This window comes from Caulobacter sp. SL161 (genome assembly GCF_026672375.1).
GTDB lineage: Bacteria > Pseudomonadota > Alphaproteobacteria > Caulobacterales > Caulobacteraceae > Caulobacter.
The window spans coordinates 1,830,751-1,844,855 of record NZ_JAPPRA010000001.1 but is presented as its reverse complement, the minus strand read 5'-3'; the positions used below and the strand labels follow the sequence as shown (position 1 = coordinate 1,844,855).

The 14,105-nt window shown below is 68.3% G+C and carries 15 protein-coding genes; 8 read left to right on the top strand and 7 right to left on the bottom strand.

From position 1 onward, the window contains the following. Nucleotides 1–7 precede the first annotated feature (7 nt). Nucleotides 8–268 (top strand): acyl carrier protein, encoded by a 261-nt coding sequence (locus tag OVA11_RS08895; protein ID WP_181242827.1) that lies wholly within the window; start codon nt 8–10, stop codon nt 266–268. Nucleotides 269–271: 3 nt separating this feature from the next. Next, on the top strand, nt 272–1,486 hold the full coding sequence (gene spt, locus OVA11_RS08890) for a serine palmitoyltransferase (protein WP_010919046.1): 1,215 nt from the start codon (nt 272–274) through the stop codon (nt 1,484–1,486). A gap of 68 nt (nt 1,487–1,554) precedes the next feature. Here the strand turns inward: spt and OVA11_RS08885 are convergent, their stop codons facing one another. From OVA11_RS08885 to OVA11_RS08875, 3 genes are read right to left on the bottom strand one after another with little or no spacing between them, the layout of a single operon-like run. Further along, nucleotides 1,555–2,436, bottom strand: a complete 882-nt coding sequence (locus tag OVA11_RS08885) for a hypothetical protein (protein ID WP_268067083.1) — start codon at nt 2,434–2,436, stop codon at nt 1,555–1,557. After that, entirely contained in the window at nt 2,433–3,425 is a 993-nt protein-coding gene (locus tag OVA11_RS08880; protein ID WP_268067082.1) for a diacylglycerol/lipid kinase family protein, read from the bottom strand. The genes OVA11_RS08885 and OVA11_RS08880 overlap by 4 nt, the downstream gene beginning before the upstream one ends. Next, nucleotides 3,344–4,471, bottom strand: coding sequence for a CDP-alcohol phosphatidyltransferase family protein (locus OVA11_RS08875; RefSeq protein WP_268067081.1), 1,128 nt, complete (start codon nt 4,469–4,471; stop codon nt 3,344–3,346). The genes OVA11_RS08880 and OVA11_RS08875 overlap by 82 nt, the downstream gene beginning before the upstream one ends. A 77-nt stretch (nt 4,472–4,548) precedes the next feature. On the opposite strand from OVA11_RS08875, the gene OVA11_RS08870 reads away from it, so the two are divergent. The 6 genes from OVA11_RS08870 to OVA11_RS08845 all read left to right on the top strand — a co-directional run bounded on the left by OVA11_RS08870 (nt 4,549) and on the right by OVA11_RS08845 (nt 10,180). Next, entirely contained in the window at nt 4,549–5,466 is a 918-nt protein-coding gene (locus OVA11_RS08870) for a metallophosphoesterase family protein (RefSeq protein ID WP_268067080.1), read from the top strand. Nucleotides 5,467–5,558: 92 nt separating this feature from the next. After that, a complete protein-coding gene (locus OVA11_RS08865; protein WP_268067079.1) occupies nt 5,559–5,996 on the top strand; it encodes an HIT family protein in 438 nt (145 codons plus the stop codon). Then, nucleotides 5,993–7,213 (top strand): LptF/LptG family permease, encoded by a 1,221-nt coding sequence (locus OVA11_RS08860; protein WP_268067078.1) that lies wholly within the window; start codon nt 5,993–5,995, stop codon nt 7,211–7,213. Before OVA11_RS08865 ends, OVA11_RS08860 begins: the two co-directional genes overlap by 4 nt. Continuing rightward, on the top strand, nt 7,210–8,271 hold the full coding sequence (locus OVA11_RS08855) for an LptF/LptG family permease (RefSeq protein WP_268067077.1): 1,062 nt from the start codon (nt 7,210–7,212) through the stop codon (nt 8,269–8,271). Before OVA11_RS08860 ends, OVA11_RS08855 begins: the two co-directional genes overlap by 4 nt. After that, the gene (gene bcerS, locus OVA11_RS08850) at nt 8,271–9,425 is read left to right on the top strand and encodes a ceramide synthase (RefSeq protein WP_268067076.1); all 1,155 of its coding nucleotides are present in this window, start codon (nt 8,271–8,273) and stop codon (nt 9,423–9,425) included. Before OVA11_RS08855 ends, bcerS begins: the two co-directional genes overlap by 1 nt. Beyond that, complete coding sequence (locus tag OVA11_RS08845) at nt 9,329–10,180, top strand: nucleotidyltransferase family protein (RefSeq protein ID WP_268067075.1); 852 nt, start codon at nt 9,329–9,331, stop codon at nt 10,178–10,180. Before bcerS ends, OVA11_RS08845 begins: the two co-directional genes overlap by 97 nt. On the opposite strand, the gene OVA11_RS08840 is transcribed toward OVA11_RS08845, so the two are convergent. From OVA11_RS08840 to OVA11_RS08825, 4 genes are all read right to left on the bottom strand, one after another. Beyond that, nucleotides 10,177–10,938, bottom strand: a complete 762-nt coding sequence (locus tag OVA11_RS08840; protein ID WP_268067074.1) for a phosphocholine cytidylyltransferase family protein — start codon at nt 10,936–10,938, stop codon at nt 10,177–10,179. The two genes, OVA11_RS08845 and OVA11_RS08840, sit on opposite strands and share 4 nt — an antisense overlap. Before the next feature lie 225 nt (nt 10,939–11,163). Then, nucleotides 11,164–12,315, bottom strand: a complete 1,152-nt coding sequence (gene lldD / locus OVA11_RS08835) for an FMN-dependent L-lactate dehydrogenase LldD (RefSeq protein WP_268067073.1) — start codon at nt 12,313–12,315, stop codon at nt 11,164–11,166. 9 nt (nt 12,316–12,324) lie between these two features. Continuing rightward, complete coding sequence (locus tag OVA11_RS08830) at nt 12,325–12,930, bottom strand: response regulator transcription factor (RefSeq protein ID WP_010919034.1); 606 nt, start codon at nt 12,928–12,930, stop codon at nt 12,325–12,327. Then, nucleotides 12,927–14,105 (bottom strand): sensor histidine kinase, encoded by a 1,179-nt coding sequence (locus tag OVA11_RS08825; protein ID WP_268068929.1) that lies wholly within the window; start codon nt 14,103–14,105, stop codon nt 12,927–12,929. Before OVA11_RS08825 ends, OVA11_RS08830 begins: the two co-directional genes overlap by 4 nt.

Below are 14,105 nucleotides of genomic sequence, written 5' to 3'. Positions count from 1 at the left end.
CGGAGGTTTGATTAGAATGGAAACGGTGACGGATCTCAGCCTGCGCGAGATCGGGGTAGCGGCGACCAAGGTTCTGGGGCGGGCTGTCGAGGTTCGTGCGGAGTCGCATATTGGCCGTGACCTCGCCGTCGACTCTCTCGCCCTCATGAACATCATCATGGAGCTCGAAGACACCTTCGACATCTCCATTCCGCTCGATCGCCTGGCGTCCGTCGAGACCGCCGGCGACCTTTCCAAACTGATCAACGATCTCCGGACTAGGGCTTAACTAATGGGGCTATTTGATAAGCACCTGGCCTATCGCGACGCGTACAAGGCCATCCAGGATGTGGGTGCGAACCCCTTCAAGGTGCGCTTTGACGCCGTCCACTCGCCGACTGAAGGCGTGGTCGATGGCCGTCCCACCATCCTGCTGGGCACGAACAACTATCTGGGCCTGACCTTTGACGAGCAGGCGATCGCCGCCTCGGTCAAGGCGGTACAGGAACGCGGCACCGGCACGACCGGTTCCCGCATCGCCAACGGCAGCTTCGAGTCGCACGTCGAACTCGAGCAGGAGTTGGCCAAGTTCTACGGCCGCAAGCACGCCATGGTCTTCACGACCGGCTATCAGGCCAATCTCGGCGTGCTATCGACCCTGGTCGGCCGCGGCGACCACCTGATCCTGGACGCCGACAGCCACGCCTCGATCTATGACGGCTCGCGTCTCGGCCATGCCGAGGTCATCCGCTTCCGCCACAACGACCCTGAGGACCTGGCCAAGCGCCTGCGTCGCCTGGGCGATGCGCCGGGCGAGCGCCTGATCGTCGTCGAAGGCATCTATTCGATGATCGGCGATGTCGCACCGCTGAAGGAAATCGCCGCCGTGAAGCGCGAGATGGGCGGCTATCTGCTCGTCGACGAAGCGCACTCGATGGGCGTGTTGGGCGCAACCGGTCGTGGTCTCGCCGAAGCGGCGGGCGTCGAAGAGGACGTCGACTTCATCGTCGGCACCTTCTCCAAGAGCCTGGGCGCCATCGGCGGTTTCTGCGTCTCCGACCATGACGACTTCGACGTCATGCGCGTCATCTGTCGGCCCTACATGTTCACCGCCTCGCTGCCGCCGGCTGTGGCGGCCTCGACGGTCACGGCCCTGCGCCGGATGATCGAGCAGCCCGAGCTGCGCGACCGCCTGAACCGCAACGCCAAGCGCCTCTATGACGGCCTGACCGCCATGGGCTTCCTCACCGGTCCCAGCGCCAGCCCGATCGTGGCGGCGACCATGCCCGACCAGGAACGCGCCATCGCCATGTGGAACGGCCTGCTGCAGGCCGGCGTCTATCTGAACCTGGCCCTGCCGCCCGCCACGCCGGACAGCCGTCCGCTGCTGCGCGCCAGTGTCAGCGCCGCCCACACCGACGAGCAGATCGACGCCGTGCTCAAGACCTACGGCGAAATCGGCGCGGCCCTGGGCGTGATCGAACCGCTCAAGCGCGCTCGCGCCTAAGACCGGTCGCATCGCTGAAACAAGAACGCCCGGGTCTTGTGGCCCGGGCGTTTTTTGTTGTCGGCGGCTTATGCGGCTTGCCGCCGCTCTCTCCAGACCTTGAGCAGCACGCCGGGCGCAGCGAGGATCGGATGCCGCTCTCGCCACGGCGTCACCTCGACCGTCACGCCGGTATGGCGCTGGATCTTCCAGGCGGCGTAGCGCGCCGCGCCCTGGAAGGTGAAGGCCGCCTTGACCAGCCGCGCCACGTTCAAGGGCTTGCCGAGCGCCCGGCGCACGCGCCAGGCCTTGAGCAGACCCGTCCTGGCCTCATGCGAGAGCGCTCGGCCCTCGTCAGCCCAAACGGCCTCCATGACACGCTCATAGCGCTCGGGGTCGTAGGTGAGGATCGACACTTCGCGGCCCGCCTTCTCGACGCGCAGCTCGGCCTTGTAGGTCTCCTGGAACAGCGCCGTCCAAAGCGTCAGCGGCGCGGCGTCGGCAGAACCGATCGCCTGGGCGAAACCGGCGGCCGTTCGACAAGCCGCGGTCACGGAGTCGATCACGGTCTCGCGTGCGGCTTCATCGGTCCAGATCAGCGCGCACGGCTGGACGAAACGCGCCCAGATCGTGGTGTCGACGCCCGCGCCGCGGGTCGCGTGCTGGAACTGCGCCAGCGTCATCGACGCGACCTTGGCGCGCAGCGTCGCGCCGCCGTGCTCAAGCTCGTGATAGCTGACATCCGGCCACAGCAGGCGCGTGAACACGCCCCGCCATCCTGCCGGAACGCGCTCGGTGAGGACGTAGTAGTCGAGGACCCCCGACAGATCGCCGGTGCGCAGGATCGAGCCATAGAACAGAACCGCACGCGCGCCGGGGAACAGCTTGGCCAGATGCGCCGCAAAGGCGCGGATCGGCTCGGGCGTCGTCTGGGAGAGCTCGGCCGCGACCAGGTCGCGCAGGCGGCTCATCCGACCAGGAACCGCAAGGCCGGACCCAGCTGGATCGTCAGGTCGCCGCCTTCATAGACCTCGCCATCGAGCACGAACGGCGCCCCGCCCGAGAGCTTGACCGAACGAGGGTCGCGCCGCCGATAACCCAGGCCTTCCAGCGCGGGGACGACCTTGCCGCTCAGCATCAACGGCAGGGCCTTGTGCAAGCGACGCGGCGGGGCGTCGACATCGAGCAGCTTCAGCCCCTCGCGCGGCGCGCCGAACGGCTTGAGCCCAAACGGCAGGCGTTTCAGCGCCGTGGCGATGACGGCGAACCGGTGACCTTCGCCCTGGGCCTCGCCGTCCAGAACGAGGCGCGCCGGCACGCCCTCGCGCCACTCGTCCCGCGAACCGCCAAACAGCGCGCCCAGCGCCGCCGTGCCGATGGTCACGGCGACGGCAAAGTTGTGGAAGAAGCCGACCTTGTGGACGCGCTGCGCCAGGTTGGTAGCCTTCACCGGCGCGCCAACGCCAAAGAAGAAGCCCTGCAGGCAGGGCTTGTCATCCGCCCAGCTGACGCGGAGGGGCGGACGCGACTTGATCGTCGGGTTCTCTCGACGCGCCGCGCGGAGTGCGTCCTCCAGACGCCAGCCTTCCGACGTGCCAAGATCGATGGCCAGCACGTTGGTCTTGCCCGACGGCAGGACAGCCAGCAGCGGCGTCGCCTCGCCAAACGTGTGAGGCAAAAGGCTGATCACGTCGCGCACGGTGCCGTCGCCGCCGTCGATCACCAGCAAGTCGAGACCCGTGCGCGCGAAGTCGTCCAGCGCCGCCTTCAAGGCCTCCCGCCCGATCGGCTCGACCAGACGCACGTCCTCCGGCGCCGGGCCGGGCGGCCGGATCCGATTGCCGTGGCTCTGCGGATTGCGGACGACCCCGATGCGCGTCATTTCGCCAGCCAGGACTGGATCGACCCCTTCGGCGCCATCAGGCCTTGCAGGATCTGGATGGCGTGCACGACGAAGCACACGGCGGTCCAGATAGCCACGAGCGTGAAGCCGACATCGGGCCGGCCTACCATCGCACAGCCGGTCAGCAGGATCAGGTTCGGGTTCCGGCGCGCGGTGATCAGCCGGAAGAAGCTGTCGAACGGCCGCCAAGCGTGCATCTCCAGCTTGAACAGGGCCAGGAAGATCCCTTCCTCCACCCGCTGGGCGACATAGCCGCCGACCACGATAGCGAGGCTGAGCGCCGCATAGGGGATCTCTTGGCCGACCGCATAGACGCCGACGAACCACGCCCACCACCAGAACGGCGGGTGCACCAGATCGATGCCGTGGTCAAAGACGTTGCCCCACTTGGACGAGGTCAGGGTCACGCGGGCCAGCTTGCCGTCGACCGTGTCGAGGAAGGTCATGATCCAGGCGCAGACCAGGCCCCAGCCGAAATGGCCGTGCCAGAACAGCCAGGTCGCCGCCAGCACCATCACAAAGCCGATGAAGGTGACCTGGTTGGGCGTCATCTTCGCCAGGGCGCACCAACGGGTCACGACCCGCGCCGGGGCCGGCCAGACATACTTGGTGACGAAGTCCGTGACGCCCTTGTACGAGCCCTGGAACAGGCGCTTTTCGACGGCGCGCACCGTTTCGGGGGTCAGGCGTTCCAGCACCGGCGGCTCGCGCTTGCGCAGCGCGCTGTTATAGGCCGAGCCCAGCTCCAGCGCCGTCAGCCGCGTGAAACGGGGGTCCAGGCCGGCCGGATCGTTACCGGCGGCCAGCGCTTCGCTGGCGGCATAGGCCAGATCGGCGGGCGCATGGACGGCGACAGCGCGCCCGGCGTCATCGACCAGCACGGCGCCCTCACGGCCCGCCAGGGCCTTGATCAGCGACTCGTCGAACACCCAGCCCGCATCGACCGCCACGACGGCGTGCGACAGGTCCACGGCGGGGGTCTCGACCAGACCCAGACGACGGTAGATGCGGGACAGACGCTCGGCGGAGCTCATGCCCCAGATGCGCCCGTCGCTGCGGCCCACGGTCAGCGCCCGCGGCCCATTTTGAACTTCACCACTCAAAGACGGCTATACCCCTTGAATCCGAGGCTGATAGATACGCAGCTTCGACCGTTTCGACCAGAACCGCCCGGCCCGTCTTGTCCATTTATCGCATCGCCCACCTCTCCGACCTCCACCTGCCGCCGCAGCCCGGCGCGTTCGGCCTGCGGGACGTGTTCACCAAGCGCCTGCTCAGCCGCATCGCCTGGCGAAAGAAGCGCAAGGTCCATCGCCCTGAGGTTCTGGCGGCGCTGATCGCCGACATGAAGGCGGCCTCGCCGGACCATGTGGTGATCAGCGGCGACCTGACCAACTTCGCCTCGCCCGGCGAGATCGCCGCAGCCCGCGCATGGCTCGAAGCGCTGGGCGCGGCGGCTGATCACACTGTCAGTCCGGGAAATCACGACGCCCTGGCGGGCCCGGGCGGGCATGAACGTTTCGCGATCTGGTCGCCTTGGCTGGGCGACGCCGGCGAGGCCAGCTTCCCGCAGGTGCGCGTGCGCGGCCCCGTCGCGATCTTCAACCTGTGCTCGGCGGTTCCCACCGCGCCGCATCTGGCGACGGGACGCCTAGGCGAGGACCAGTTGCAGCGTCTCGACGCGGCGCTGTCGGACCCCGCCTATGCCGGCCTCTTCCGACTGGTGGTCCTCCACCACCCGCCGCATCCGGGCGCGGTGTCCAAGCGCAAGCGGCTTGAGGATCAGGAGGCGCTGCGCGCGGTGCTGGCCAAGCGCGGGGCGGATCTCGTGCTGCACGGCCACGCCCATGAGGCTCTGGTCGGCTCGGTTCCCGGTCCCGGCGGCGCGACCATCCCGGTGCTGGGCGTGCCGTCGGCTTCGGCCAAGCCCAGCCGCCACGCGCCCGCCCGCTGGCACCAGATCGAGATCGAGCCTCGCCCCGAAGGCGGCCACGCCGTCCGCGTCGTCGCGCGCGGCCTCTCGGAGACGGGCGCGGAAATCTCCGAACTGGGTCGCTTCACGCTGGCCGACCTGGCGCGCCGCGCCGAGGCCGCCTGAATGACCTCGGCGAACGCATCGCCCTTCCCTGTGACCCCGCGCATCCCTATTGTGCCGCGCGGGCGACACCGGCCTGAAGTTTCGGCGTTCTCATGAGCAATCCCACCGCCCTGGCGTTCGGCTATCCCGCCTCGAAGGTCGCCGAGACCGATCATTGGCTTGTCCTGGTTCGCCCCAAGCAGCCCACGTTTGGCGCCTTGGTTCTGGTGTGCAAGGAAGCGGTCCAGGCGTTCTCGGACGTGAGTCCAGCCGCGTTCGCCGACCTGCAGGTCGCCGTCGCCGGGATCGAGCGCCTGCTCAAGAGCCAAGTCGACTACGAGAAGATCAACTACCTGATGCTGATGATGGTCGACAAAGACGTCCACTTCCACGTGCTGCCGCGCTACGCTGGGACGCGCGAGCATGAGGGCGCCTCATTCCCCGACGCGGGCTGGCCGGCCGCCCCGGCGCTGGGCGCCGCCGTCGAACTGACCCCCGACGCGGTGGAGCGCTTGGCCGCCCGCTTCTCCAAGGCCTGGAACGCAGCGTGAGCGCCAAGGACCTGCCCAACGGCGGCCCCCGCCTGATCGACCGCTATCTCTTACGCCTGCTGCTATGGCCGCTGGCCGCCTGCCTGGGCGTGACGGTGATCGCGCTGCTGCTCGAGCGCATCCTGCGGCTGCTCGACGTTCTGTCGCAAAGCAGCGCGCGGTTTGGCTATGTCGCGCAACTGGCCGCCAACCTGGTGCCGCACTATCTGGGCCTGGCCCTGCCCGTGGCCTTTTTCGTGGCCCTGTTCATCGTCATCGTGAAGCTGTCGGACGGCTCGGAGATCGACGCCCTGCTGGCCAGCGGCCAATCGCTGGAACGCATCGCCGCGCCGTTCGTGGCTGTCGGCGTGCTCCTCAGCGTCTTCAGCATCATCGTGTTCGGCTACATGCAGCCCTACAGCCGCTACGCCTATCGGGCGGTGATGCACGCAGCGATCAACGCAGGCTGGAACGGACGCCTCGCAGGCGGGGCCTTCATTGACGACAAGGGCTCACTGCTGACCGCCGACAGCGCCGACATCGCCGGTCAGCGCCTGACGCGCGTGTTCATCCGCCGCCTGGACGCCAAGGGCCAGGAAGAGATCATCACCGCCGCGTCCGCTGACCTGAAGATGGACCCGGACGGCAAGACCATCACCATGGACCTGCGCGACGGCCGCCGCATCGCCCATGACGCCTACGGGACCTATCGCAATCTGGCCTTCACCAGCCTGACGACCCAGACGCCGCTGTCGGCGGCGGCTGTTCTTCTGCGCGACCGCGGCGGAGACGAGCGCGAACTGACCATGGGTGAGTTGCGCCGGGAGGCGCAGTCACCCGATCCGGTCGTCTCCAAAGGCACCCTGCTGAGCGAGTTTTACGGGCGTCTGGCCCGCGCCGCCTTCCTGCCCTTCCTGCCGCTTCTGGCCTTCCCGTTGGGCCTGGCCTCCAAGCGGGGCAACCGTGCGCCCGGCCTGATCATGGCGGGTCTGCTGCTGCTGGCGTTCCAGCACTCGCTGCTGCTGGGTCAGGGCATGGCGAAGGCCGGCAAGGCGGCCGCCTTCCCCGCCATCTGGGTCCCCTTCGCCGTATTCGCCGCGCTCAGCGTGTGGCTGTTCGTCGGCAGCCGGACCCGTCCTGGCGACACACCGGTGTCGCGCTTGGTGCGGCGCATCAACAATCTGGTCACGCGCGCCCTGCGCCTGCTGCCCCAGCCGAAGAAGCGACAAGCCGCATGAAACTGCAGCTCTACGTCCTGAAGACGGTCGCCACCCGCATTCTCGGCGCGGCCCTGATCCTGATGTCAGTCCTGCAGATCCTGGACCTGCTGGATGTGACCAGCGACATCCTGGACCGAGGCCTCGGCATGGCCGGGGTCGGCTATTACGCCGCCCTGCGTCTGCCGCGCCTCTTCGAACAGGTGGCGCCGATCGCGGTGCTGGCCGGCGGGCTGTTCGCCTTCTCGCAACTGGCCCGTGAAAGCGCGATCGTCGCCATGCGGGCGAGCGGCATATCCGGCTACCGGATCGTGGGCATGGCCGTGCCGGCCGCCGTGGCGGTGATGCTGCTGGACGCCCTGTGCGGCCAGGTCCTGGCGCCGCGCGCCGACCCGACGCTCGCCGACTGGTGGCGCAACACCACCCCCGTGGCGGAGCGCAAGGAGCCCGCGCCCCGCACCTTCCGGGCGGGCGCGGACCTGGTCATCGGCGCCAACGCCTCGGCGGACGGCCGCACGATCACCGGCGTCACCATTTTCCGCCGCGACAGCAAAGGCATCCTCGTCGAGAAGGTCGAGGCGCCCGTGGCCCGCTACGACGGCAAGGCCTGGACCCTTGAGCAGCCCAAGACCACCCGCTTTGCCGGAGACCTGTCGCAGGCCTCGACCGCTGCGGCGACCTCCTGGCCAACGGCTCTACGTCCGCAGGATGTCCAGGGACTGTTCGGCGACGACTCCATGCCGACGGCCGCCTCAGCGCGGCGGGCTTTGGAGAATGGCGGCTCGGATCGGCCCGAAAGCTTCTACGCCACCCACCTGCAGGCCGCCTTCGCCAGCCCGTTCGTCTCGCTGGTGATGCTGTTGCTGAGCGCGCCCGTCGCCCTGGCCAATTTCCGCAGCGGGCAAGGCGCGGTGCTGCTGACCGGGGGCCTCGCCGCTGGCCTGATGTTCCTGGTCGCCAACGGCATGCTGACCGCCCTGGGCGAGTCCGGCGCATTGTCGCCCTTCCTGGCCGTCTGGGCGGCCCCTGCGATCTTCGGCGCGCTCGCCGTCAGAACCTTCCTGGCCCTGGAGGGCTGATGCCTTTCGACTCCACTAACGCCGACCTCTCGGTCATCCCGGTCAAGACGCCCGCTGAGCTCAAGCGCTTCATCGCCCTGCCCGCGCGCCTGAACGCCAAGGATCCCAACTGGATCACGCCGCTGTTCATGGAGCGGACCGACGCGCTGACCCCGAAGACCAATCCGTTCTTCGACCATGCCGAGGTGCAGCTGTTCCTCGCGACCCGGGGCGGCCGCGACGTGGGCCGCATCAGCGCCCAGATCGACCAGCTGACCCCACAGCCCACAGAAGGACGGCTCGACGGCCACTTCGGCATGATCGCCGCCGAAGACGATGCGGCGGTGTTCAACGTGCTGTTCCGCGCCGCAGAGGATTGGCTGCGCGCCCGGGGACGCACCCACGCGGTCGGGCCGTTCAACCTGTCGATCAACGAAGAGGTCGGCCTGCTGGTCTGGGGCTTTGACACCCCGCCGATGGTCTTGATGGGCCACGACCCGGTCTATGCCGGCCAGCGCGTCGAGGAGCAGGGCTACGCCAAGGCCCAGGACCTCTTCGCCTACAAGGCCGACGAGACCGGCGACATCCCCGAAATTGCCCAGCGCCGTGTCAAACGCGGCCTGCCGTCGGGCGTGGTGCTGCGCCAGCTGGACATGAGCCGGTACGACCAGGAGGTTCAGACCCTCACCGAGATCCTCAACGACGCCTGGTCCGACAACTGGGGCTTCACCCCCACCACCGAGGCCGAGACCCGCCAGCTGGCCAAGTCCCTGAAGCAGGTGATCGACAAGCGCCTTGTCTGGTTTTCCGAGATCGACGGCGAGGCCGCCGGCGTGGTGGTCTTCCTGCCCAACGTCAACGAGGCCATCGCCGACCTGAAGGGCAAGCTTCTGCCGTTCGGCTGGGCCAAGCTCTTGTGGCGCCTGAAGGTCAAGGGCGTGAAATCCGCGCGTATCCCACTAATGGGCGTGAAGAAGAAGTTCCAAACCAGCCAGCGCGGGCGCATGCTGCCGTTCTGGATGATGAAGGCCAGCCGCGATATGGCGATGAGCCTGGGCTACAACCGCTATGAAATCTCGTGGGTGCTGGAGGCCAACAAGGCCATGACCCACATCGCCGAGAACGTGGGCGGCACGCACTACAAGACCTATCGCGTCTACGAGAAGGCCCTGTGATCCAGCCTTTCAAGGCCCTGATCCTCGCGGGGTCTCGCCCGGGAGAGGTCGATCCTGCGGCGGCCTATGCCGGCGTCGCCCACAAGGGCCTGATCGTGCTGCAGGGCCAGACCCTGCTGGCGCGGGTGCTGGGCGCGGTGGAGGCGGCCGACGCCTCCGAGATCGGCGTCAGCGCCAATGACGAAGCGATCAAGGCCGCGCTGGCGGGATCTCGGGCACAGGCCCTCCCCACCGCCGAAGGTCCCAGCCAGAGCGTCGCCGACGCCGCCGGGCGGCTGGGCTTTCCTCTGCTGATCACCACCGTCGACCACGCGTTGCTCAAGCCCGAGTGGATCACCCAGTTCCTGGCCGACACCCCCGACTGGGCCGAGGTCGCGGTGCTGCTGGCGCCCGAAGCGTGTGTCCAGGCCGCCGCGCCGCAGACCAAGCGCACCTACTTGAAGTTCCGCGACGGGCGCTATTCGGGCTGCAACCTGTTCCTGCTGCGCGACGAGCGGGCCATGGGCGTCGTGCGCCTGTGGCGAAAGGTCGAGGCCCTTCGCAAGCAGCCCTGGAAGATCGCCGCCATGCTGGGTCCGAGCTTCCTGCTGCGCTACGCTCTGGGCCTGCTGACCCTGGATCAGGCCGTGGCGCGGCTGGGCGCCCTGGCTGACGTCAGGGCCGCCGCCGTTCGAGCACACGACGGTCTCGCGGCCGTCGATGTCGACAAGCCGTCGGACCTTGATCTGGTTCGAGAGCTGGTCGGCGAGGCCTAAACGGCCTCGGCCTCCTTGGCGGCCCACTGCGACGTCAGGGCGCGGTTGCGGACGAGGTCTTCCGGGAAGTCCATCTCGGCCCAGTCCAGACCTTCGATCGACCGCACGCGCACCACGTCATGATTCTGGGCGATCTCGTTGATCACGCTCAGGTACCAGCGCTTCAAGCCCTCGGGCGTGCGCATGATCGCCTCCAGCGTCTTCACGAACAGGGCAGAGCCCTCGGTGTTGAAGCGCAGGAAGCCGATCGACTCGGCGTCGTACTCGGTGATCGTCTTGCCGATGGCGCGCAGGGCGTCACCGTCGGTCAGCACCTTCATGTCGTCGGCGTCGTAGCCACCCACCTTGCGGTCGACGGTGACCGTGATCGGGGCGTCCGGCGCGCTGATCAGGCGCTCGGCGATCGCCGGCTCGAACAGGGTGTCGCCGTTGAGGATCATGAACGGCCCGCCGCGCATCTCCTCGCGCGCCAGCCAGCAGGTCGCGAGGTTGTCGGTGACGCTGTAGAAGGGGTTGTAGAGCGTGCGCACGGCAAGGCCCGGCAGCGACAGACGCGCGACCTCGGCCTCGACCAGATCGCTGCGGAAGCCGGTCACGACCACCGCCTCGGTGACGCCCGCCTGATGCAGGTGGCGCAGCTGCCATTCCAGCACGGAGCGACCGGCCAGCTCGACCAGGCACTTGGGCCGGTCGTCGGTCAGAGGCGACAGTCGCTTGCCCTGACCAGCGCTGAGAATGAGGGTCTTAACCGGCTGCATGACGTTCTGGAATCTCGCTGGAATCGGGGCTTGCTTCGCCCCGTTTGGAATCGTTGGACCGCGGCCCCGGCGGTCGCGACCGCATAACTGAGCACGAACCGGCCTCTCGGCAAGTCTTCGCGGACCGCCAAGAACCGATCGCGACGTCGCGACGCAAGCCCCCTCGCGCCGCTTTTGATGAAAAAAGACGCCCAATAGCGGCCGCGCCGCTGCTTTTCCCTCGGCTTACCCTGCGCGCGGAACGCGCTCGGCCAGGATGGTCTCGTTGATCGAGGCCACGTCGCGCACGCCGGTCAGGGCCATGGCCACGCGCATCTCCTTGTCGATCAGGTCCAGCAGTTGCGTCACGCCCGCCTCGCCGCGCGCGGCCAGGGCGTAGGCATAGGCCCGGCCGATCAGAACGCCGCGCGCGCCCAGCGCCAGCATCCGCACGACATCAAGACCCGAGCGCACGCCGCCGTCGGTCAGAACGGTCAGGCGATCTCCGACCGCGTCCGCGATGGCGGGCAAGGCGCGGGCGCTGGACAGCACGCCGTCCAATTGACGACCGCCGTGATTGGAGACGACGACGCCGTCGGCGCCGATGTCGGCGGCGGCCTTGGCGTCCTCGGGATCCAGAACGCCCTTGATGACCAGCGGCCCCTTCCAGGCGTCGCGGATCCATTCCAGGTCCGACCACTGGATCGACGGGTCGAAGTTGGCGGCCAGCCAGCCCATGAAGTCCTGCAGACCCGACGCCTTGCCCAAGGCCGGCGCCACATTCCCCAGCCGGTGCGGATGGCCCATCACGCCGACATCCCAGGCCCACCCCGGCTTCAGCGCCGCTTGGACGAACCGCCGCGCCACGGCGTTGGGGCCCGCCATCCCCGAATGCGCGTCGCGATAGCGCGCGCCGGGCACGGGCATGTCGACGGTGAACACCAGCGTGGTGGCGCCCGCCGCGCTGGCCCGCGCCAGCAGGTCCCGCATGAAGGCCCGGTCTCGAAGCACATAGAGCTGAAACCAGAACGGCGCCGGCGAGGCCGCCCGCACCTCGTCGACATCGCAGACCGAGACGGTGGAGAGACAGAACGGCACCCCCTTCTGCGCGGCGGCCCGAGCCGCCTGGCATTCGCCGCGACGGGCGTACATGCCCGTCAGCCCGACCGGCGCCAGAGCTACCGGCAAGGCCTGCCGGACGCCGAACAGGGTAGTCGACGGATCAACGACGGAGACGTCCTTGAGCACGCGTTGGCGAAGCGCGATGTCGGCGAGATCATCGATGTTGCGCGCCATCGTCCGCTCGGCGTAGGCGCCGCCGTCGATATAGTCGAACAGGAACCGGGGCAGCCTGCGCCGCGCCGCTTCTCGGAAGTCCGTGGTCGAGGAGACGATCATCCCGCCACGCTACAGCCAGCCGTTCGACCGCGCGATACGGCCCGCCTCCACGCGGTTCGCGGCGCCCAGCTTCTGCGCCGCCTCGGAGAGATAGTTGCGAACCGTGCCGGGCGAGAGATCCAACACATCGGCGATGTCCTTGTTGGACCGGCCCTCCTCGGCCAGCCGCAGGATCTCGCGCTCGCGGTCGGTCAGCGGATCAGGCTCGGCGTCCCAGACCGCTTCCGACAGCTCAGGCGCGATGGCCCGACCGCCGGCCGCGATCGTCCGCACCGCCGCCGCCAGCACGCTGCTCGGCCCATCTTTCAGCAGATAGCCCTTCACGCCCGCGTCCATCGCCCGGCGCAGATAACCGGGCCGGCCGAAGGTCGTGACGATCAGCACCCGGGTGCCGGCGCCGTCGGCCTTCAGGCGCGCGGCGACATCGATGCCGGTGAGATTGGGCATCTCGATGTCGGAGATCAGCACGTCGGGCTTCTCCGCGCGGACAAGGTCCAGAGCCACAGCGCCATCCGGCGCGCGGCCGACCACCTGGATGTCGCCCTCCATTTCCAGAAGGGCGCTGAGAGCCCCCAGCACCATCTTCTGGTCTTCGGCGATGACGACGCGGATCAAGACACGCCCTCCCCTTGGGCGCGCAGCGGCGCCGTGGCGACCAGGCGCGTGCCGGCCTTGTCGGATTTGAGTTCCAGGGTCCCGCCGATAGCGGTCAGGCGTGAGCGCATCCCCTTCAGGCCCGAGCCTTCATCCAGCCGCCCGCCGTGGCCATTGTCCGAGATGGTCAGCACGAGCTCTGACGGGCTGGGCGACAGCGTAATGTCGCAACGCGAGGCGCCGGCGTGACGGATCACATTGGTGACGCCCTCGCGCAGCGCCATAGCCAGGACAGCCTCCTGCCCGGGATGGCCGTCGGTGGTCAGGGCTGACACGTTGGCCTCGACGCCGGCGGCGCTCAGGGCCTGGCGGGCCTTGTCGAGCTCGAAGGCGAGAGAGGCGCCCTTCATCCCCACCACTGCGGTGCGGACCTCGGACAACGCTTCCCGGGCGGTGGCGGCGACCGCCTGCATCTCGCGTTCCGCCGCCGCTGGGTCGCGACCGACCAGCCGAGCAGCCAGTTCGGCCTTCACCGCCACAAGGGTCAGGGTGTGGCCCAGCAGGTCGTGCAGATCCCGCGAGATCCGCTCGCGCTCGGCGGTGCTGGCAAGCGCCCGGACCTCTTCGTGCGCGGTCGCCAGGGCCACATTCTTCCGCTCGATATCGGCCTGCATCAGCGTGGCGAAGCCGGTGATCGCGCCAAACAGCAGACCCGACGCCCAGATCGACCAGGCGTCTCGGAGGAACGCCAGACCCACGACCAGAACGACCAACTGCATGCCGATCATGGCGCGCAGGGCGACACGGCGGGACGGTAGCCGCGCGGCATAGGCCATGGCGTAGATCGTGTAGACGCTCCAGGTCGACTTGAACGGCGAAAGGGCCAGGCCCACGCCGAAGATCGCCAGAACCTGCCAGAGCGCCAGTGGTCTCTTCCGCAAGTGAATGCTTGCGAACAGCCCCAGGAAAACCGCCAAGCCGATGAAGGACGCGGTCACCTCCAGAGGGTCTGGCGTGCGGTACAGCCAGGAAATGAAATAGAACGGCAGGTAGACTAGGAACACGAGGCTCCAGTTCCGGCGGATGAACGACTCGCCCGCCACCGGCGCGTTGGGATCGGGCGCGCCGACCTGACTGATGTTTCTCGACGCACCGCCCGTGTTCATGTCGGCGATGTCGCGCGCCTGGATCGTCAC